The organism is Segatella copri (assembly GCF_009494395.1).
GTDB lineage: Bacteria > Bacteroidota > Bacteroidia > Bacteroidales > Bacteroidaceae > Prevotella.
On the sequence record NZ_VZCB01000013.1, the window covers coordinates 1 to 22,888 of the forward strand.

The following is a 22,888-nucleotide window of genomic DNA, read 5'->3' on the forward strand; positions in this document are numbered from 1 at the left end:
GTTCTACCCTATGTGACACACCCCAAAACGGCCGTTCTCGGACGGGCTGGGGGGGGGGGGGAATTTTCGACATTTTAGTTAACAGACCTTAAATCAAAGAAGTTTTTTCTGATTTTGAAAGGCTATATGAGATATTTTGGCTACATTTGCAGCAGAAAGTAACATACGTAATGAAATTGCGACTATAAAGAAATTAGCTTTTCTAGTAAAATCATTAGACAAATAATATAGAACAGTAAATATAAAAGACGCTGGCAGATGAACAAGAACAGAAGATTGAGCATGTGGCTCCTTCTTGTTTTTACACTAGTCACTACTTCTATTTCGGCACAAGATTGGCGATTAAAGACCAACTTAGCCTATTGGGCAACAACTACGCCCAATATAGGAGCAGAGAAAAAGATTTCAGACCAATGGTCAATAAACTTCTCCACTGGATGGAACCCATTTACTTTTAGCAAGAACAAGAAACTGAAGCACATTGCTTTACAAACAGAAGTACGCCGTTGGCTCGACAGTCCTTTTTCAGGGCATTTTCTTGGAGCCAACCTACTCTACTCTCATTACAATGTGGGCAGGGTACATTTCCCTTTTGGCCTTTTTCCAAAGGTCAAGAATCATCGATTTCAAGGCGATCTAGGAGCCATTGGCTTCGTCTATGGCTATGACTGGCAGCTCGACAAGAGCAACCGTTGGAACCTGGAGGCAGCCATTGGCTTAGGAGTAGGAATAACACATTATACCAAATATAATTGTGAGAAATGTGCCAGTGCCATCGAGAAGAAGACGAAAGCTTTCGTCATGCCTACCAAGATGGCAGTCTCTCTGGTTTACAACTTGGGCACAAAAGATACGGACAAGCCAAATTAGAATAAAAATAGTAATAATATATTTAAATCAATTTTAGATTATGAAGAAAGTGAAGTTTTTCGGCTTAGCAGGATTCATTCTTCTTGCAAGCGGAGCAGGTTTCTCTTCCTGCTCATCAGATTCAGCAGATCCTACGGGCGGTACAGGTGTGGCAGGACAGGTTGTTAAGACCCAGTTCGCCATCAACATCCCTTATGGCAATAACTCTTCGGCTAATCAGGCGAAGAAGGTGACTCGTATGACTGATGCTATCACTCAGCAGAGTGGCAAGCCTTTCCGTGGTATTTCAGACATTCTTTTGCTGACCTTTAGTGGAGATCCAAGTTCAACAGGTAACAAGATTGCAACTAAGGTACATAAAATTGGAGAAGACAACAATGCCTATGATCAGGACGATTATCGCCGACTCTATCGTGACATTGATATTCCTGTTGGAACAGACTACATGATTTTTTATGGTACGGCAAAAAAGGCAAATACCACCAGTAGTTTCACATATGGTAAGACTAATAATATAGATACTTATGAGACCGAGACAGATCTCACAAAAAGAAATTTCAAATTATCAACAATTACCAATGTGGATTTTGCCAACCACCAAGCAGCAAATGACATCATTGCTGCATTAAACGACATTGCGAAATCTTCAGGTACAGATGGTACTAATGCTGTTGCATGGGCAGACGTAATTGACAGCAAATATGATGCAGTAACTTGGATTACCAAATCAGAAAGAGACTTCTTGAAGAAATATTACGAGAAGTTCATTAACCTTTCTGCTGGCTCACAGTACTCAGTCAAAGCCTTCATCACAAAGTTAAAAAGCATTTTAATTGGTGAGGGAACCGAAGCAGATCTTTCAAAAAAGTATTTAACAAAGAGCATTGTTGATAACTGCGATGCTGCATTAACAAAAATCGAGAGTTTAAGCTTTCCTAGAGATTTAAGCCTCCCAGACGGCGTTGCAAAAATTCATTGGAATAGCACAAATAATTCTTTCGAATACTATACAGCTGGTAGCGAAGTCTTTTCTACAGGCAACATTATAAATTACAATAAAATCTGCTATCCTGCGGAACTGTCGTATTTTGTCAAGACCTCGACTATGGTTTCAGATAAGGAAATGTCTCACGTTAAAGATTTCCCTGATTACAATAACTGGACAACAGATATTAGCCAAGCATGGCCAATTGGGGGAACATTCGAGAACGCAGAAGTTAGCAGTTCTACAAGAACCGTTGCTTTAAGAGATCCAGTTCAGTATAGTGTGGCAGTATTGCAATCTACGGTAAAATGTGCTGATGCAACTCTCAAAGACAATGGTCAATCTAAAGGTGGACTTGAGCAGGACCAAGATGTTACTGTTAATTCCGTAGGTTTCCCTGTAACTGGTATTTTGATTGGTGGTCAGCCTGAATCAGTAGACTGGAAGTATGAGCCAACATCTACAGAGACATTTGCAAATACCATCTATGACCAAAACATGAATGGTACAATTACAGCAGGTACAACAGCATCAAACGCAAACTATACGCTTGTCTTTGATAACAAAAGTACAGATAAAAAACCTGTATTTGTAACCATCGAGTTAGAGAACAACTCAGGCATGGACTTCTACGGAAATGACGGTATCATTCTTAACGGTGCTAAGTTCTATCTTGTTGGTAAGTTGGACCCTGAGGCCACAACAGGAACAACCAAACCTACTGGCGTTGATCGCGTATTCGTTCAGGACCATATTACAAAAGCAAACTTCAATATCACAAACTTGAAGGGTGCATACAACTGTATTCCTGACCTCAGAACATCAGGTATCAACGTTGGTCTTGCAGTAGACCTTTCATGGCAGGACGGCATTACATTCAACGTAGATTTGTAAGAAAAAGATGATGAAGGATACCCTTCAAAAAACTGAAGGAACTGAAGGATAGGATACACTGAAGGAACTGAAGGATGAAATTAAAAAATCATTTTTATATGCAGCGTAGAGCAAAATAGAGGTAATTATATGATTATCAGAATACTACCCGATTATTGTACCATATGTTAAAATGGCATTTTTAGTAGGATATTATTATGTTTGAAAACTGCCTTCAGTTCCTTCAGCCCCAAAATCTGTCCAAACGGTTTACTTTTTAACAGAAATTACACATTCTGTGATACCCATCCTTCAGTTCCTTCAGTTTTCGCGATTCTCTCCTTCAAAAATACTGCATTTTTGGGGTTTCAAATATTTTTACCACACTCCAGCAGGGAAATATGAAGCAGAGAAAAGAATTTATCTTACTGAGATAATTTTCTATCTTACAGAGATATTTTTTTATTTCACAGAGATAATTTCCTATCTTACAGAGATACTGGACAGAACTACTCCCAATAAGGGAGACATACAGATTATGAAATTAAAAACTCGAAAAGAACAATGAAGATTCGATATAGAATGTTTCTGATAGCTATGATGACGATAGGCATCGCCTTCGGATTGTCTTCATGTATCGATGAAGACATGAGCAAGTGCGGCAAAGACTATAAGATAAGGTATAACCTGGTACTCAATACGCAGATTAATACCATCATCGACATGGATCTGAATCTCATCACCGAACAGGAAATAGCAGAGAGACTGAAACAGGCGCTCAGCAAGGTCTTCACCGACCATGCCAACGACAACGACCTCTCCTTCTTCGTAGGCGAAGACCTCTTCCACCACGAGGCAAACAAAATGGGTGCCAACTCGGTATCCTATACCATCTATCTGCCCCGCAACAACTATCAGAATCTCTCCCTCGCCAATACCGGCAGTGCAGACAACGTACAGATTACAGGAGCCAACACCTGTAAGACGCTCGCCCTGCAGCAAGAGCAGAAAGATACCATCAACAGCCATAACATCGGATTGTTCTCTTCCCGTTTCACCATCAACGAAAACGACTTTGAGCACGACCTGTATACCACCCTCTATATGGCAAACTGTGCTGCGGTGGTGGTCATCGACCAGAGTAAGGTGCAGCCCACCAGACTCTGGGGATTTGTAGAAGGCATGGCAACCCAGTTCCAGGTGAATGACAGTCTCTACACCTCAACCCGGAATACCCTGGTGAGAGCCAACCGACTCAACGAAGGCATGACAACCTATTCCATCCCTTCTCACGATGCCCTCTATACGGTCAGTTTCCCCAGCACCCAATCAGAATGGCGCTACCACGTCATCACCCAGATAAACGGTAAATATACCGAAACCATCTTCACGATGAACGAACCGCTGAAGGCAGGCAGAATCAAGATTATCAAGACGATACTCAAGGAAGACGGTTCCCTTGCCACCTCCAGCACCGCTGTAGGCGTAAGTGTGAAACTCGACTGGAAACCGGGAGGAAGCCACGATATTGACATTTAAGTGAAGAGTGAAGAACGAAGAGTGAAGAAACAACGTTCGGCGGCCGAAGGGCAAGCCAATTCAACGGCTATAAAGATTTGATACATGAACCATATTACGAAATACATATTTGCGATACTATCGCTTATCATGCTGGCAGGATGCAGCGAGAAGGACGAGGTGAGACCAATGGATACGTTGGCACCCATCTCGCTCACCCTATCTGTGCCTGCCGATAAGACAAACACACGCGTCGGAGATCCGGGAGCAGACACCAACGACCAGGTGGACTGGGACCGTCTCACCATCATCGTTGCCTATAAGGAAAAGACGCAAGGCGACGAAATCATAGATGGAGCACCCCTGAAAATGGTATATTACGATACCTATACCAAGGAAGAATTCGACAGAAAAAACCTCGTCACCCATGCCACCTCAACCCTATCAGGACCTGATGCCAACGGCTTTCGCACCTATACGATGTATCTGCCGTTAGGCACCTGTTGCGTTTATGGGGTTACCTATAGTAGCGGACAAAGGCTGAATTTGGAGGAGATGCTAGACGGCATCGCAAAAGACGGAAAAAACCATAACTCAGACATTTATGACTTACAGATTAGCAACGACTATGCCAAGCCAAGCGGCGGCACTACGGACATAGCCAAGTTTATCAGCGTAGCCACAGGCTATGCACTCAAGCTGGACCCAGAGGCGCAAATTTTCACCAATGACAGAGATATAAAAGTAGAAAAAAACATCAATGCCGATATCAACACCAAGCAATACTGGCGCATGGTACTGGGCAGACTGGCTGCCAAGATTGACATCCAATGGGATGCCAAGGGAGCCTACGAGAAAGACAAGGATGGAAATCTGAAATATACCAACGTGAAAGTAAGCCAGTTTACTTATCACGGAGAACAGGCAAATCAAGAATCAACCATTTCCGGCTCCGGGAATGGTAGACTTTTCCCTACCCTTTATACCCTTTACCACCAAGAAGTATCTTCCAGGTCTTCGGTAAGCGGCCACACAACCTTTGTGAACACCTCGGAAATCAGCAAGCGTAACGGAAGAGTATATCATTATACCTTCCCAGACGGAGCCATTCCTCCTCGCCACACCTTCAAGCTTGACACAGAGAAAGAAGGAACGAAAAAGCCATACAACGTGACATTTGACATGAGCAATCTGAAAGATGGCTTTATCCCAGCTCGCTGGTACAAGATCAATGTAAAAATATCGGGCACTCAGCTCAAAGGGGAGCAAAATATCACGATCAACAATTTCAACATATAAAATTCTTTTCAGCATGAGAATACAACATACAACATACAGGAAAATCATAGCACTCCTCATCCTTCTGAGCTGTGTCAACCCCCTGTTCGCACAGGACAGCAAGACCTATTATGTAACGGCTGAGGCAACAGACGGTGGTGACGGTTTATCATGGAAGAATGCCATCACCCTGACAGAAGCGCTGCGCCGAGCCACGGCTGGCGATGAAATCTGGGTGAAAGGCTATGAGGATATTACCGGTCACATCTACAAGGCACCGGAGGGAGGCTTCGTTCTCCCTTCGGGCGTTGCCATGTATGGAGGTTTTGCAGGAAATGAAACCATCAAGAACGATCTCCCTACGGGCAGACATAAATATCAGATGAAGTATCAGACGGCTCTGGTGGGCGATATCGCCACCAACGACAAGGCGAGCCAGCAGCTGATTATCTATCCAGAGAACACCACCCGCACCGACAATGCCACCCATGTGCTGACCCTCCAGATGGGCGTAACACCGGACAACACCAACGACGGCAGCAAGCCAACCATTGTTTCCGGTTTCCTTATCGCAGCAGGTAATGCCAAGGGCGACAACTCTACTTCAGACGGCAGAGGCGGCGGCATCTACGTGGTGAACAACAGCAACGACAACAATGCCGGCAGCCGTTACTTCCGTATTTCGCAATGTAACTTTGCGAACAACTACGGCATGCGCGGCGGTGCCATCTATGTAGATAATTCCTGTACCAACCAGCAGTCAGCCATCAGCTACTGCAGCATTTTTAATAATGTGGCAGGCAAGCGAGGCTCCAGCGAAAACGAAGGTGGCGGTATGTGGATAGACGGAACTGCCACCGTCTACAACTGCAACATCAACAACAATACGAACGGCGGTATCCGACTTTCGAACACATCGAAAATCGTCAACTGTTCTGTAATTGCCAACACCGTATCAGCCGCAGACCTCACCACAGACGGGGCATCAAACAGCAATGGCGGCGGAGCGGTTTACAACACCGTTCTCTGGCATTCCACTGCACTCAGCAAGCAAGACAGCCGTCCTGCCTTCTATTCCTGTGCTTTCCCGGAAGTAGAAGTAACCAATACCGGTACCAATACCGACACTAACGGAAACGTATGGATCAGCAATGAGAACCATGGCATAGAGCCAGCCCCTTGGTTCAAGCAGAGTGCCGTAACCCAGGGTTACGACTTCTCGTTCAGCAGTAACCTGAAGCAATTATACAGCACCGCCTTCACTTTCGAGGAAACCTCTGCCCTTCTGAACAAGGGAAAACTGGAATACTACAAAAATCTTGTAGTTGATGCAAACCTGGAAACAGCTTCTACCGACATCATGGGTAGAACACGCTACCAGACAAGCAGCATCGACATCGGTGCCTACGAGTATGCCCGAATGAAGGCAGGACGCATCAGATACGTGAAGCCCCAGAAAAAGGGACTTGGCGACGGATCATCATGGGATAATGCCACGGACGATATCCAGTGGGCCATCAACAATTTGGCAGAAAATGCACCAGGCGAGAAAGGCGAAGTCTGGGTAGCAGCCGGAACCTATGTAGTAAAAGACCGCATCCTTGCCAAAGATGCCTCTTCCCCGGTATCCCTACTGATGAAGAATGGCATCAGCGTTTATGGTGCATTTAAGGGAACCGAAAAAAGACGTTCCGAGCGCATCGAGGAATCCAAGGATTTAAAGCCATGGGGCTGGAAACAGGAATCCATCATCAGAGGTTCGGGATTCACGGGAAGCAATGATGCCATCTGGAACAATAGTGATGAAGCCTGGAACATACAGAACAGCGAGTCCTATCATGTGGTATGGTTTGCTCCTCTGCCAGAAGAAAAAGAAGCCTTTACGGACGAAGTATATCTGGAAGGCTTCACCATTGAGGGAGGTACATATAACGGAACGAGCGCTGCTACCCAATACGCCCCAGGCTGTGGTGCTGGCGTTTATATCAACGACCCATCAGCCCGAATGCGCTACTGCACCGTGAGATTCTGTAACCCGGGCATGAAAGAAAGCGGAAACATCAAGCCACGTGGCGGCGGCATCTACTGCAAGAACGGACAAACGGAAGGTAACCTGGTATACAACTGCTCGGCTTATCAGGGCGGAGGTATCTATATAGACGAAGCCGGCTTCATCACCCGAAGCATGGTAACCAACTGTTCTGCCTATCAGGGAGCGGGTGTATATCTGAATGGTGACGCTAGCAACCCGGAGAAAGCCTATTATCAGATTCTTGCCACCTCGGTAATCAGTAACAATACCAGTACCCGAAATGGTGCTGTGTATCTGGATGGTCAAGGACTGGTGATTAACAACACCATCGTCAACAACTATACCAACAACACCTTGGATCCTGCTGACGAGCTGTCATCCAATACGGGTGGTGTGTATATCAAGGAAAAGGGTCTGCTTGCCAACAATGTCATCTGGAACAACTCGCTGCTCCGGCACAAGTCTGGCACCAGCAACTCTGCGTCCATGGCACAGATTTATGCAGCCAACCCATCAGAAGAGACCGTACAGTTTTACAACAACGCCATCTCGGATGTAAATGCAGCCAAATGGACCAACACCTATCAGAGCGGAACCATCTCCATCAACACGTATTACTCGGGCAAGGGATTCGTGATGGGTACAGAAGCGCCTTACAACACGGTGGAAGCCTTCAACGAGAAACGTGGCGTTCTTACAGACATGAAGACGGTGAACTATTACTGGGAAACATTGACAGGTAGCCGACTGCGCAACGTGGGTATCAGCTATGCTCTCCTGCCATCTTCCTACCTGTATCAGCCAAAAATAGACCTGAGCGGAAAAGCTATCAGTTCGGTTCCGTCAGCAGGAGCCTATATGGCTGACAACCACGACCTTGTATTTGAAAAGAATAACAACAAGAAACGCCTGCGCATCTACTTTGACCGTTCACGAGAACTGGTGGACGGAACAGGAGAGTCGTGGGAAAAGAGCTATACCTCATCATCTGTAGATGAAGTACTCGGTTATCTTGCCGACATCAAGGATGGAGGCAAGGTAAAGGTAGTTACCAAGGGCAATACTACACCAGAGGATTTCACTATTGAGAAGAACAGCGGATGGGAGTTTGAAATCTGCGGTCGTGAGGGTATCTTCGAACCGAAGATTGCCTACACGTTCGAGGAAACAGATGCCAGGGCATGCACCTTTAACATTCAACCTTGCGTACTTCCTGTAACCGTATATGGCGGTTATCCGGAGTATTCAGAGAATCCGAATCCGGAAGATGAAGACCGCGACCCTATCAAATACCGCACCGAGCTGAACGGAAACCTGAACGGTTCAGAACTCAACGAGGGTCTCTACCATCTGGTCCGCATCGAAGCGGGTGCCAACATCACCATCGACGGCTATGCCTTTACCCATGCATACGCTGCCGGTACTGCCTACATGCCTTATGGTGGCGGCGTGCTGATAGGAAGCATGGACCAGAGCAGTGAACCAACCACCGTGAAGCTGAAGAATTGTATCTTTGAGAACAATACAGCGACAGATGGCGGTGCTATCGCTACCATGCCGGATGCCGTGAATGTGAAATTGGAACTGGAAAACTGCGTCATCAATAACAATACGAGCAAGGATCCGCTTAATCCAAGTCCTTCGGAGCTGCCTTCCATCATCTATCTGAACAAGAGTCAAGGCAGCAACAACTCTCTCACGCTCAACCATGTAAGCATCATCAACAATGAGGGAGTAGCACCAGATTACGACCTTGTGAAGAGAACCTCGTATGCTGTAGGAAACAAACTGAACATCAACGGCACATGGAATGGTTCGGAATGCAAGAACAGCATGGATATCAACACTCTGGGAAAAGACGGAGCCCAGAACTTCAGCAACCCAACCAATGAAGTGGGTGCCAGAATGAGCGGCAACGTTTATTACGGAGGCTATTCATCCTTCCGTCCGCTGACCAGTTCTGCAGAGGCTGGCCGCATCATCAACAGCGCCCAAGAAAACAATGCAACCACAACAGCCAAGGACATCACCGGTGAAGACCGCAACCTAGGTGGTGTTCCTGACCTGGGTGCATACGAAGCTCTCCTGCCAAAAGCAGGAAAGATTATCTACGTGCGTTCGTACAACCAGGACTATGAAAGCAGCAACGATGCCAACAAAGACGACAAAGACGGCAACCCGGACTTCAATCTTCTGAAAGAATCACATACCGAATATGACGGAAGCAGCTGGGACAAGGCCATCATCGGTAACGCCATGTGTGATAACACAAAGGGTAGAACGGGCAATGACTTCTATGTAACAGACAATGGAAGCTTGCTCAATACAACCATCGAAAACGAGGAGTATAGTCTGGCTAACGGCAAGTATCGTTCAGAAACTGACTCTTATGGTAATTTCTGGACTAACTCAGGAAATCAGGAGAAGCAGTATCTCTCTGGCTGGGGATCATATAATAAAATCACCAACAACAGAGACGAACGATACATCAGCGGTCTACAATATGCTGTGGAAAAAGCAGCTGAGTTGAATAAAATAAAAAAAGACAGCGTTGTGGTGTGGGTAGGTGCAGGTATCTATACCGACTACAAAGGATTCGTTATCAGAGACAACGTGAAGGTTTATGGTGGTTTCCCATACGAAGGCTATCCTGGAGAAGACGACCGTCATCCGCTGCTGTCACAATACGTGCCGGCACGTAAGGAATACGAAAATCTGGACAAGACCAAGTATGAAACCATTCTACAGATCAGAAAGGAATCGCCTGTATACTTCAAAAACGGAGATAAGGAAATGTGGTATCAGGAGGGCAAACCTGGAGATGGCTCTAATTATGACTTTACAAAAACGTTGATAAACAGCGGGAAAACAGAGCGCCATTATGTACTGTATCAGCCAGACGTATGCCTTCCTACCTGGTCGCCATCGGGTGATGGAAACGCCTCACGTACCGACGGTAATGCCGTACGCTATAAAGGAACTTTAGAAGACGATAAAAACTACGTGGATTACAAGCATGCCAAATGGGATGGCTTCTCCGTACGTCATGGTTATATCATCAACTATCCTGGTGCCAACCGTGACGGAGGTGCAGGTATGCGTGTATTCCGAGGAGTAGAACTGGAAAATCTCATCATCGTCAACAACTTCAACCATGGCAGTCGCGTACGTGGTGGCGGTTTGTATATGGACGGCGAGAACAGTAAGATTTCGAACAGTTACCTGCTGAGAAACCTGAGTTATGCCAACAGCAGTGAAAGTTATGGAGGCGGAGCCTATATGATTCAAGGCACCGGCTACAACCTTGTCGTGGCAAACAACCGCTGTTATAACGGAACCTGCCGTGGCGGAGGTATCTTCCTGGAGAGTGCCAAGTTCTACAACAATACCATCGCCTACAATATGGCGACAAACGGAACCGGCATCTATCACTGGCAGGATGCCAAAACCGGAGTAGAATCGCAGCTTTCACTCTACAACTGTATCATCTATGATAATTATAACAACGGCAAACAGATTACAGATCAGGTAAACTCAGCTGCATCGGGCAAGATGAATCCATCTCACAACTGCTACATGAACAGTAGTGACCTCAGCAGCAAATTCCAGGAAAGCGATGGAAATTTCACTGGCACAGATCTGTCTTTCCCATTTGAGGACAAGACCTACGAAAATGGAAAAGACGGAGTTTTCCGCTTCCGCAATGCCCGATTAAAGAATAACTTCCGCCTGAACGAGGCTGATGGTTTAGCAGGTAACAAATGTCTGAATGGTGGAACCACAAATGTAGGAAATGGAATCATCCTTCCGGAAACCGACATGGACTATACCAACCGAATCAAGGACTGCGCCATTGATATCGGTGCATACGAGGCTGACAATACTGCCAATATCGCACCACAGGAAAAGACAAACAGCGCAGGTATTGTAGATTACATTTATTATGTAACCCAAAACGGATGGGGAAACAGAAGTGGAAACAGTCCGGAAAACGCAGCCTGTGCTGACAAACTGCAGGACGTGCTGACTGCTGCGGGCAAGAAATTTAATTCAACAAGTCAGAGCAAGGTGTATGTAAAAGTGGCAGGCTATCAGGCTGATGAAACCGGAAAGCGCTTTACTTATCATGCCAATACACTGGCAGACCCTAGCGATCCGCAGAGCTATACCTTCCTGATTCCTAACGGAGTATGTCTGATGGGTGGCTACTATGAGGGCGACCAGGAAGGAGGAAAGTTGAAAGAAGGTACCGCCAATTGGGATAATGATAAGCGCGACTGTATCAGCACATACCAGACGGTATTAAGCGCGAAGACTGAAGTAAAAGAAGGTTCTGCCGTTAACCAGGAGGTGAACGGCTACCACACCGTGTGCTTCGGCAAATGGCCTATGGGCGACTATGACGACTACAACACTTCTGCCCTGTCAGACAATACCATCATAGATGGCTGTCGCCTGATTGACGGTAACGCAAGCGACAAGTCGGGCTTCAAGAGTATGGGTGGTGCAGCCATTGTGCCAAGAATGGCACATGTACGCAACTGTGAAATTTCCGACTGTCAGGCAACCCTGGGCGGTGCTCTCATGTTGCTGAAGGGTAGCATCGTAAGCGGTAGTGTCATCGTAAGAAACAAGGCACAGAAAGGTGGTGCCATCTATGCGCTCCGTTCCAACGATAAGAACGAAGACACCAAGAACTACCATGCCTACGTCATCTCATGCACCATCGCCAGAAACGAAGCAAACATCGGTGGCGGAATCTACCAGGAGGAGAACTCCCTGATTGGCGGTAACTCCGTGATATGGGGAAATTCGGCACAGACCGACAACAACATCAGCGGTGATGTGAACTATCAGTCTTACGACTATCTGCAGGGACTGGGAGCATATACGGAAAAATTCTATCCATACAACTATTGTTTCGTAGAGAAGATGGCGTTGCCAGCCAACAGAATGAATACGGAAATGACCAGCGACCTGGACAGTTATTTCAACGACAACAAAATCTTCAAGCCTCGTGCCTATTCACCATTGATTGACAACGGAGTTTTGGAAGACGACATAACTGCATGGAAGAATTATGGTATCAGCAGCTACGATATTACCGGTAAGGAAAGAAACATGACCAAGCAACAGACAGCAGGTGCATACACATCTGATCTGCCTGAGTTTGATAATACCAAGCTTCTGAAGCGCCTGTTCGTTTCTCAGACAGGTGGTGAGATTGTAACAGAAGAAGAGAAGGCAAAGTATTATGGCCGCTCCTTCCTGACTCCTTTCAACAGTCTCGAAGCAGCCCTCGATTACATCAATGAGGCACGAGAAAAGAAAGTGGCTACAGAGGCTACCCACTTTGAGATTCTGATGACAGGTGGAACCTACAAGCCGAGCAAGATGCGACAGAATAAAGACCTTTCGCCAGAGCAAAACACGATAGACCGCCGCTTGCAGAGTTTCACCATCCCTGTGAACGTAGATATCTTCGGCAGTTTCTCGGAAAATGACCTGTATTCTTCAACTCCTGTTGATCCTGCTACGGGAAAAGAAACTGGAGATAAGTTTACAAGCTTTGATGGCAAGACTTTGGTTCCAGATGGAGACATCAAAGGCATCTTGGCAAACCGCAACTCCAACTACATGACCGACAACAACAAGAACGGTCTGATAGAGCCATGGGAATTCCAGAATCCTACAATTCTTTCCGGTGACATCAAGGCATCTGAAAAGGAACGTAATGTATATCATGTGGTCTACAGCAATGCGGGATCAACTAATACTTCGACTACATCGAACAACGAAGTCGTATTAGACGGTATTACCATCATGAATGGTGAGACCACGACAAAACTGAAGATAGAAGAAGAAGGAACTAACGAAGTTGCCGAGATTGGTCGTGGAGGCGGTATCTACACCAACCGCGTGAACTATACATTGAACCGTTGCCGACTGATCAAAAACTCCGGTCTGCATGGCGGAGCTGTCTATGTCAACAATGCAAGTCTGGACATCATCGGCAGTACAATCAGCGGTAACAGTAACGTATCAGAAAAGGCAAGTCAGGATGAAGTCACCGAACCTGGTAAGGGTGGAGCCATCTATCTCTATCTCACAAAATCGGTGAATGGAAACCTGCATATCGTCAACTCGCTCTTAGCCAACAACGATGTGACCTATGGCAAATATACGGGCACACAAAGCTCTCAAGGCGGAGCTATCTATATCCGTAGAGCAAATGATGCTGGCAGTATGGCTGCGGGCTATCAGGATGCCTACATCGTAAACAGCCTCATCGTGAACAACAAGGCAAAGCAAGATGGAGCCATCCATGTAGAGAACGAGGTGACAAACGGTACGATTACACCTATATTATATAATACCGCCATTTGGGGGAATGAATCTACAGATAATAGTGTACTCCTCCAAAGAGAGCACATGCGCAACTGCGCCTGGGATAAATTACCTGCTTCTACTGCAAAGGATGGTAACATCAAGCTGAGCAAGGAGAACATCGCATCGGATGGTCCACGCTTCACAGCGCCTACAACGACAAAGGGTTACGAAGGTTATACACAGGATGCCAAATGGAATCCACAGGCTATCTCTGTGCTTACAGATGCAGGTGACGGAAAGAAGGATGCAGACGATACAAACGAGACTGGTAAATATCTGAATTGGTGGAGTATGCACAATAATCGCCTTAAGGAATATGGTTATCCATCTGAGTACATCCGTTCTGCCAGCGGTTCGGATTACAACAGATACGTAGGTCCGAAAGACGAGAATGGTAATATAGCCAAAAAGCCTATCGACATCGGTATGTATGAATTCCAGTATGTATTCACGTTTACAGACTTTGAAAAGGTTTATATCGGAATGGAAGAGAAAGGAAATGGCGATGGTAGCAGTTGGGACAACCAAAGTACCGACCTTCGTGGTGCCATCATTGCCATGGCCAACCCATCAGGTAGCACCACACCAGGTTCTACAACCAACAGCAAGAGAAAGGTGTTTGTACGCGGAGGTACCTATTATTCGCCAACCTACTCTAGCGGCGATGCCTTCTCTCTCATTGTAAACAAAGCCGACAAAGCTGAATATATAGAATCAATTGAACTTGTGGGTGGTTGTACGGGTACGAAAAATGCTGACGGTACAGAGGTGCAAGACTTCAGCAAGCCTTCGGTACTCATTGAGAACCCTGCCAAGGCGGGCGAAACCAAAAACTTGCTTAATATCGAAACGAATGGTAAGCCGGTAACTATTTCCGGTTTCACATTCCAGAACCAGAGCGGCGTGGGAGTAAATGCGAAGGTTAATTTGTCTACCAATAATGAAGGAAGTCTTTTAAAGATACACAATAGTGCCTTTAGAAAGAACAAGGGAACCGGTATGGCAGTTGACAATAATGCTGCAACAAACGATAACGAATCCGGTATAAAGATGTGGAACGTATTGTTTGCTGACGGAGAAGGAAATGGTCTTGAAATAACTAAATCCCAATCAGCAGACATAACAAATGTTACATTTGCCAACAATAAAGGAAGAGCTATTAAAGGAACAAATAGCGTGTATAATTCCTTGACTTGGAACAATGGAGACAACACCATTAGAGATACCGAACAAAAGAACAAGGATAATTGGGACGTTGCTTTCCCTGCAAACACAAAGAATGGAGATGTACTGAACGGTCCTAATTTTGTAGATCCAGAAAATGGCGATTACAGAATTCGACCTAGTCTCAAGCTACTTGACCAAGGAAACAAAGACAAGCATCTCCAAAATATTAATTTAAGCTCAGAAAAGGACTTGGCTAATAGCCCTCGTCTGATTGGCGACAACATAGATATCGGTGCATACGAGTGTGACACGAAGATGATTCAGATTATCTATGTTAAAGAAGGTTCTGCTGTTACAGGAACAGGTGAAAGCTGGGATAACCCTACCAACGACCTACAAGGCGCCATCAACCTGGCTGAGCTTTATGCCAACAAGAATGAAGGTGAATATGGCTACGTCTTCGTAGACAGGAATATGAAGGCTGATAACGTGAACATCAGCATGCCGGGCGTCAAGATGTTTGGTTCGATGCGCGAAGAAAAAAGTTCTAAAACAGGGACAGAAGCTATCGTAAAGGATCTCCTTACTCAGAGAAAAGGAATCATTGAGTCTGCCAGTCAATCTACCATCAATGGACTGACACTCAACAACGCAACTACTGATACCAGAATGTGTCTTGTTGATGGTTTCAAGGTTTCGGGCAACGTCAGCCTCAAGGGCAACAGCATGCTCTCTACCTCTATCCTCGATGCAAATGCAAAGGTATCTGGCGATGCAAGTGGTTGGCTCTACAACAGTCTGGCATTAGGAACCGTGGAGAATGTGAAGTCTGTCAATGTAACTGCTTCTGGCGCATTACCATCAACAACGGGTAGTGCTGCCAACAGATCTACAGTAACCACCAATAATTATGTGAAAGATGATTATTGGAAGTACCAGCTTGACGAGACATCTGGCGACATCAACGCCAATACAGACGCAACCAAAACCCAAGGATGCATCGACATGGTGATGCACAACCATGATCTTGCCGGCAACCAACGCATCAGAGCCAACGTAGACAACGGATGTTTCGAGACTTGGTATCTGACAAACGAGGCAGAAGCAAAGAAGACAGATTACCCTCATGGTAAATCTGTGGTCTATGTCATGACAAAAGACAAGGAGCTGAAACTCGACAATACATTCTATACAGAGACGAATCCGTTCAGCCCAGGCTTCCTGCTCTTGAAGCACCACGCTGGTTTAAGAGGCAACAACAGTTATGTAAACCTCACCAACTTTGCCGTGGAAAGAAACCTGAAGACAGGAACCAACTTCTTCTCCATGCCTTTCAAGGCTACCAATATGGAGGTTGAGGGCACAAATAATCCTGCTGATGGTAGCGTAGTAGCCTACTACTATAATGCTGCAACCCGTGCCAAATACGACTATAAGTTTGACCAAAACGATAGTAAAGCATGGGTAAGAGGTGTGGATAACCAGCGAAACTTTACCGCAGGTTTCAGAATGGATGCTAATGGCAACAAGACCGTTCGCTTCTATGGAATCAGTTACACGGAGAACGGTAGTCAGTTAGGACAGATTATCTTGACGCAGAACAACAACCAGCAACCATGGTCAGACAGTAATGGTGGCGGTTTGAAGTTCACCCACAAGGAGAACATGGGCTGGAACCTCTTCGGTTCTCCTTATCTCTGCGCCATGAACTATAGCGATATGGAATATGGCAGAGTCATCTACCAATGCGAAGAAAACGGTAGCTACAAGGCTATCAATACGGATGACGGTAGCACAACGGATGGCTACATCCCGGCAATGGATGCCGTGTTTACGCAGACTGCCACTCTGGATAATTCTGAAAGCGTGATAGTAGGACATTCGGAAGCAAGGGCAACAACAGCCTATCAAGCAACCCGAGCCCTCGACATCGCCATCACCCAGAACAGCAGAACAAGCAGAGCGGGCAACGGCACTCCTATAGATGACCAACTCCAGTTGAACGCAGTTCCTGCACAGGAGGCGAAATCAGACTTCGACCTGGGAAGTGACGGCGTGAAATGGATAAATAACCAGAATGCCCAGATCTATGCTAACCGTAATGGTGGACGCTACTCGCTCCTCTCTTCGGTCAGCATTGAAGCAGAACAGAGCATCGGCGTCAGTCTGCCGGAAACGGGTGAATACTCCATCAGCATCCCTGAGGATTGCGATGCCAGCGAATATGAAACCGTATGGCTGAAGGACAAGGAAACTGGTAAGGCGGTAGATCTGAAGGAAGGAAGCTATCAGTTCGATGCCACCCAGGCTGGCGAGATGAACAGCCGATTCAGCATCAGCTTCAACCGTATGACAACTGACATGAAGTCAGTCATCACGGTCAGTACCGATGGCAGAGGCATCATTCGCGTGAAGGGTTTGAAGCCTGCCGACTTCATCAGAGTATACGGTACCACGGGAGTTCTTGCTGCCCAAAAGGAGGCTAGAGCTGAGAATGAGACTCTTCGCACAGCCGTGAACGGTACGGTGGTCGTAGAGGTGACACGAGGCGGCAAACAAGTTGCCGTTAGGAAGATAGCCGTAAGATAACGGCTGGAAGATTGTAAAAAGACAGTCGGAATAACGTAATATTACGGAATAAATGTTAATAAAGCGCAGAGATAATCGCTAGTTTCAATAATTGGCATTATCTTTGCGCTTAGTTTTTTGAGATTACAAACAAATAAGTAAGATAAATTATGACAGAAAAAGAAATGTACAATCTGATAAATAATCAGAACAATCAGCAGAGCAATGGCTTTGCATTCAACGAACGAGAGCGCGGATTGAGCGGTGCCTTCCCTGTATTGATGCGCAAGGTTTATACCTGGATGACATTGGCTCTCCTGATAACCGGTGTTACCGCCTTTGGTGTTGCTGCCAGTCCTACCCTCTTCATGAGTCTTCATAAGATGATGTGGGGATTGATTATCGCAGAACTGGTTCTGGTCTTCGCCTTGAGCGGCGCCATCAACCGCCTGTCATTGGGTACAGCCACATTGATGTTCATCGGCTACTCGGTACTGAACGGTGCGATGCTCTCATCCATCTTCTACGTCTACAGTCCGATGGTCATCGCAAAGGTATTCTTCATCACTGCGGGAACCTTTGGCGTAACGGCTTTCTACGGTTATACCACCAAGAAGGACCTGACCTCTATCGGCAAGATCCTCTTCATGGCTCTGATTGGCTTGATTATCGCGACCGTAGTCAACATGTTCCTGAAGAGTCCAGGATTTGATTACATCCTGAGTTATGTGGGTGTGGCAGTCTTTACGGGTCTGACAGCCTGGGACAGCCAGAAGATCAAGCAGATGCTCCAGACACAATACGACGTAAGTGAAGGAGCCCAGAAGCTCGCCTTGCTCGGTGCATTGACCCTGTATCTCGACTTCATCAACCTCTTCCTCTATCTGCTCCGCATCTTCGGAGGAAGCAACAAGGATTAAGTTTTAAGAATCATATAAAAAAAAGAAAGTTGGCTGGCCCATCAACGGGTTAACCAACTTTATTTTTTTTAGAAAAAGCAAATGATAAAGTCTATACTGTTTTATCATATTTGTGATGCAAAGTTATCGAAAATATCGTAAAGCTCCAAATTTTTCGGCAAAAAAATAGTTTCATTCCTATCAAATAGGTGTTTCATTGGGGGGAATGAAACTTTTTTATATAGGAATGAAACTATTATTTTAACATTTATTTCGTGGCTTTCATCTCGAAGTGCAGTTCACCACCCTGCAAGATTTGCTGATGGGAAATGCGATAATCACTCCAAGGATTTCCATTCAAGGTGGTAGACTGGATGAGATAATCATCAGCCTCTTCCTCTATCTGCTCCGCATCTTCGGAGGAAGCAACAAGGACTAAAAAGAACCTGTCAGAAACAATCTGAACAGGTTCTTTTACGATATATAAATTGATAGATTATCTTAGAACTCCATCTTTATGCACCTTGTTTGTTATAACGTCCGTGCATATCAATCAGAGACGTATAAAAATCGGCACAATTGGTTGTACGAGTTCTACTATATGTCAAAACATTCTGACTATCATACGACTGATACTGGAACAAACAAGGCAATCCCGAACTATCTGTAACAATAGGTGCCAAGTTAACGCCAGTATTGGAAACAATAGAAATTTGTCCATCCTCTTTCTTAAACATAGCTATCAGACTATACAAAAGATCGTCACGTCGCAACATTGGGATTTCATCCTCTAAAGTATCCCAAACGCCATGCATATAGAGCACGCGATCAGTCATCGCTATCGCCACATTAATTCTCATTTTTCTCAAAATAGTTTGTGGTTCGCCTGGAGACGATGATCTAGCATCAAAGAAACCATTAAAGAAATATACCTTACCTTTGGTGACATCTCTCTCTGAAATATGAGCTTGACGCAATGCATTTGAAACAAAATCACCTTGATTAACCAATCCAGCATTAGGTCCTGCAAACAACTGGCAGAACTTCATATATTCCGCAACAGTAGGTCTTTGCAAGAAACAAGTTAACCTCTCCTGATAATCGGCCATTGTTCGAACATTTCTTCGCTCTGTATATCTTCTAGAAAGAATGGTCTCTCGGAAACTCAAGAATGTTCTACTAATCCATATCAACGGTCCAAAAAAGAACAGAGCAATAGTTGCCAGAAAACGCCACCCACTTGCTATTCCATTAACTTCCCATTGTTTTACTTCCGCTGGCAAAGAAGCGATTTCCTCCTCCGTAGGTTCATGCCATACGTTCACCCTACCTTCCGAAGCATCATAGAAATATCCCACAACAATATGGCTCTCCTTATATTTTTCTACAGTATCACCTGGAGTAAATCTATCCACTTTCGCTCCATCAAGCCATCCAGTAAAGCAAAGAATAATAACAGACACAAACCAAACTGCAAAACCAACTGCAAAGCTTTTCAAGCAGACCCAACAAGGCTCCACAAAAGTATCTTTTTTCTCCAAACAAGGTTTTTCCGGTTTACTGATGCCCAAGAAGAATTTTTTTCTCTCCGATGGATTCATTAATTTTGCGACACCATCATCAGTTATGACCTCGTCATCATGTCCTTTTGGATAGCTACATACATTGGCATAACAACACATACTTTGCTTAAGAATATCATCACAAGAATGAGATTCCACGTCTTTGCCTCGCAACTGACTGACAAACTCCAAATTGCGTTCATCAGTTATTAGGACATGCTGCTCAATTTCGTAAAGTTCATCCTCCTCCTGAACAGTTTGCTTGGCTTGCAACAACAATTGCTCTGGTTCTTTTTTATCGGCAGGGATTGCCTTTCCTTTACCCTTAAATGCACCTTGAAGTAGAAGCAGCTCTAAGATAAGATATTTTCTTTTAGGTAAAATTTTTATAGCAGTCTGCAACCACATTTCTATGCGTTCAGCCTCAAGATCGGACAAAAGCACAGGTGAACGATGAGCAAAAAGAGACAATGCATAATAATAATAAACATCAGGATCACTCGGAGTCAGATCGACTGCCGTCTTAAAATTAAGACTTGCCAACTCATAGTTTTGTAAAGCTAAATAAACCAAGCCTTTTCCGAACAATGAGTTCACATCACGAGGACTACTCTTTGGATCGGTTTCAAAAGCCTTTCTCAGATTCTCTGCTTGACTTGCAGAAAATAACAAAGGATTAACCACTTCTGGAACAAACTGATGTTCCGCTCCACATTTAGGACACTTAGCAATGCCTACTGGCAATGGACTTGTGCAGACTTTACATCTTTGGATTTTTAACTGTGCCATATCTTATCTATCGTTTAGTTTATGTTAAGTAATCTATTTGCCTTTGAAAGCAAACGAGCACGTTCGTTCACCACCTCAGAAGGTATTATAGATTCAGCTTCACGTATTAACTTCTTCCACTCTCTTTCACTGTCGGAAGTCATATGTTGCTCTGCCATTTCTGTCAGTTCTTTCACCAACATTCTAACATCGTTGGTATTATCTTCTAATTGAATTTGTTGCACATTGTATTCCATGTCATGTCGTCCTACTATACTTGCAACAACCACCCAAATCACTGTTAGAGCCAATATTCCAAAAAGATAAAGACGAATCGACATTTCTGGAAATGTTGCTAGTATTTCAGGAAGATCAAAATGAATACAAAGAATTTGACGCCCCAGCTCAGTACCACACAAGAAGAAATAAATCATCCATAAAAATGCAGCACCAATATAATACAAGGTACTAATACCTAGGAAGACTTTAAAATAAGGAGTCTGCTTCGTTATATTCTTTATTTCTGCATGCCCCTTTTGAAGCCATACGAAGAACAAGGCTTCCAAGAAGAAAGTATAGAGCATATTAATCCAATAAAACGCCGTAGGGGAATCTGGCATCAAAAGCAGGAATCCCAACAGTGTAACCCCAAATGCGAGCAAAGGAGTTAACCATGAATAAAACGGATTTTCTTTCATTTTTAAATTAATTTTACGGTTGAACAATAGGAGGTACAGGAGGAACAGGTGGTGGAGTTTGAGTGGCAGACGTAAACAACACCGCCAATTCTGGCAAAGTAGCAGCTGCCACCCATGATGGAAGCCCTGCCTTCCATACCAACGTTTGTTGAGTTAAAAGATTTTGCGATACCAATTGCTGCAAAATAGGCAAGTCATAAGGACCAGCTTGTTGCTGATTGAGACAAACATATATTTGCATGGACTGTGGGGGTGGAGGTGGAGCCTGAACTCCAGACATAGCACTATGTGCAACGGTTTCTATTTGACTTCCAAAAACATTACCAATGCCAACCCCCATTCCGAGTCCCATGCTTGCTCCCATTATATTGCCTGCAGTTCCCTCATTACCGGCAGCAGTTTCCATTACATCCAACTGTCGCTCCTGCTGATAAGAGTATCCTTCACGTTGGCGTTTTCTAGCCAATGCCCGGCTTTCCAAATCCATTGAACCTGCCTCAGACTGAGCTTGAAGAATCTGTTGATAGTTGGAATCATCTTCATGCGGATTTATTCCCTCCACATCGAACTTCGTAAGCTCCAAGCCATACTCCTCAAAATACTCATTAATATGCTTACGGGCATAATCAGAAATATCAAGGAGATAATTATTGACTTCTGTAACGCCAACTCTTTTCTGACTAAAATATTGACTAATAACAGAAGTTACTCTTTGAGAGACCGCTGAAGAGAATTCATCTGCAAAGTCTTCCAAATATACATCATGCTCTGTTCCTACATATTCTCTAATAAAAGCGATAGCATTAGTAATTCGAAATTCATAACTACCAAAAGCACCAACTTTGATTGTCAATCCTTCATCACACAAAGAATAATCACGAATGGTAAGACCGACACCCCATCCAGCATCATCACCAGCAAAGCGATGTCTTATAGTGCTTACAACATACAAAGAGGTTTTAAACGCAGTCTCCCCACCAAATGGAATATTTACTATTTTTTCCAAAAAAGGAATATTATTAGTAGAGAGGGTGTGACCACCTGGCTTCAATAAGTCGGAGTACATTCCTTCCGACATAAAAACCATCTGTTGTCCCTCTTGAACTGTAACCTTGGCATGAGTGGATAAATTGTCGTAAGGATGTCTGTGAACTAGGCATCCTTTCTCTAGATTTACAAAGACATTATCAATGAAACCTTTTCGCTCATCACCTTGTCCATCATAAGTGTTACCTTTAGAACGTAGATTTTTAAATAGATTCATAAATACAATATTTAGA

The 22,888-nt window shown here is 44.7% G+C and carries 10 protein-coding genes; 6 read left to right on the forward strand and 4 right to left on the reverse strand.

Annotation, left to right across the window (positions count from 1 at the left end; translation table 11 throughout):
• The first annotated feature begins 258 nt into the window (after positions 1 to 258).
• From F7D73_RS01370 to F7D73_RS01395, 6 genes are all read left to right on the forward strand, one after another.
• Positions 259 to 870, forward strand: coding sequence for a DUF3575 domain-containing protein (locus F7D73_RS01370; protein WP_153121949.1), 612 nt, complete (start codon positions 259 to 261; stop codon positions 868 to 870).
• A gap of 40 nt (positions 871 to 910) precedes the next feature.
• On the forward strand, positions 911 to 2,749 hold the full coding sequence (locus tag F7D73_RS01375) for a hypothetical protein (protein ID WP_153121950.1): 1,839 nt from the start codon (positions 911 to 913) through the stop codon (positions 2,747 to 2,749).
• Positions 2,750 to 3,292: 543 nt separating this feature from the next.
• On the forward strand, positions 3,293 to 4,267 hold the full coding sequence (locus tag F7D73_RS01380; protein ID WP_153121951.1) for a hypothetical protein: 975 nt from the start codon (positions 3,293 to 3,295) through the stop codon (positions 4,265 to 4,267).
• An 84-nt stretch (positions 4,268 to 4,351) separates the two neighbouring features.
• Entirely contained in the window at positions 4,352 to 5,545 is a 1,194-nt protein-coding gene (locus F7D73_RS01385) for a hypothetical protein (RefSeq protein WP_153121952.1), read from the forward strand.
• A gap of 13 nt (positions 5,546 to 5,558) precedes the next feature.
• The gene (locus F7D73_RS01390; RefSeq protein WP_153121953.1) at positions 5,559 to 17,702 is read left to right on the forward strand and encodes a hypothetical protein; all 12,144 of its coding nucleotides are present in this window, start codon (positions 5,559 to 5,561) and stop codon (positions 17,700 to 17,702) included.
• A 149-nt stretch (positions 17,703 to 17,851) separates the two neighbouring features.
• A complete protein-coding gene (locus F7D73_RS01395; protein ID WP_153121954.1) occupies positions 17,852 to 18,601 on the forward strand; it encodes a Bax inhibitor-1/YccA family protein in 750 nt (249 codons plus the stop codon).
• A 247-nt stretch (positions 18,602 to 18,848) separates the two neighbouring features.
• On the opposite strand, the gene F7D73_RS16365 is transcribed toward F7D73_RS01395, so the two are convergent.
• The 4 genes from F7D73_RS16365 to F7D73_RS01415 all read right to left on the reverse strand — a co-directional run bounded on the left by F7D73_RS16365 (position 18,849) and on the right by F7D73_RS01415 (position 22,872).
• Entirely contained in the window at positions 18,849 to 18,941 is a 93-nt protein-coding gene (locus F7D73_RS16365) for a hypothetical protein (protein ID WP_367383693.1), read from the reverse strand.
• 154 nt (positions 18,942 to 19,095) lie between these two features.
• Entirely contained in the window at positions 19,096 to 20,931 is a 1,836-nt protein-coding gene (locus tag F7D73_RS01405) for a tetratricopeptide repeat protein (protein ID WP_153121955.1), read from the reverse strand.
• 14 nt (positions 20,932 to 20,945) lie between these two features.
• On the reverse strand, positions 20,946 to 21,608 hold the full coding sequence (locus tag F7D73_RS01410; RefSeq protein WP_153121956.1) for a hypothetical protein: 663 nt from the start codon (positions 21,606 to 21,608) through the stop codon (positions 20,946 to 20,948).
• Between the two features lie 13 nt (positions 21,609 to 21,621).
• Positions 21,622 to 22,872, reverse strand: a complete 1,251-nt coding sequence (locus F7D73_RS01415) for an SPFH domain-containing protein (RefSeq protein ID WP_153121957.1) — start codon at positions 22,870 to 22,872, stop codon at positions 21,622 to 21,624.
• Positions 22,873 to 22,888 lie beyond the last annotated feature (16 nt).

Bases quoted from the DNA above. Each gene is read 5' to 3' on its own strand.
- F7D73_RS01370 (WP_153121949.1), top strand. From the start codon at position 259: ATGAACAAGAACAGAAGATTGAGCATGTGGCTCCTTCTTGTTTTTACA.
- F7D73_RS01375 (WP_153121950.1), top strand. From the start codon at position 911: ATGAAGAAAGTGAAGTTTTTCGGCTTAGCAGGATTCATTCTTCTTGCA.
- F7D73_RS01380 (WP_153121951.1), top strand. From the start codon at position 3,293: ATGAAGATTCGATATAGAATGTTTCTGATAGCTATGATGACGATAGGC.
- F7D73_RS01385 (WP_153121952.1), top strand. From the start codon at position 4,352: ATGAACCATATTACGAAATACATATTTGCGATACTATCGCTTATCATG.
- F7D73_RS01390 (WP_153121953.1), top strand. From the start codon at position 5,559: ATGAGAATACAACATACAACATACAGGAAAATCATAGCACTCCTCATC.
- F7D73_RS01395 (WP_153121954.1), top strand. From the start codon at position 17,852: ATGACAGAAAAAGAAATGTACAATCTGATAAATAATCAGAACAATCAG.
- F7D73_RS01405 (WP_153121955.1), bottom strand. From the start codon at position 20,931: ATGGCACAGTTAAAAATCCAAAGATGTAAAGTCTGCACAAGTCCATTG.
- F7D73_RS01410 (WP_153121956.1), bottom strand. From the start codon at position 21,608: ATGAAAGAAAATCCGTTTTATTCATGGTTAACTCCTTTGCTCGCATTT.
- F7D73_RS01415 (WP_153121957.1), bottom strand. From the start codon at position 22,872: ATGAATCTATTTAAAAATCTACGTTCTAAAGGTAACACTTATGATGGA.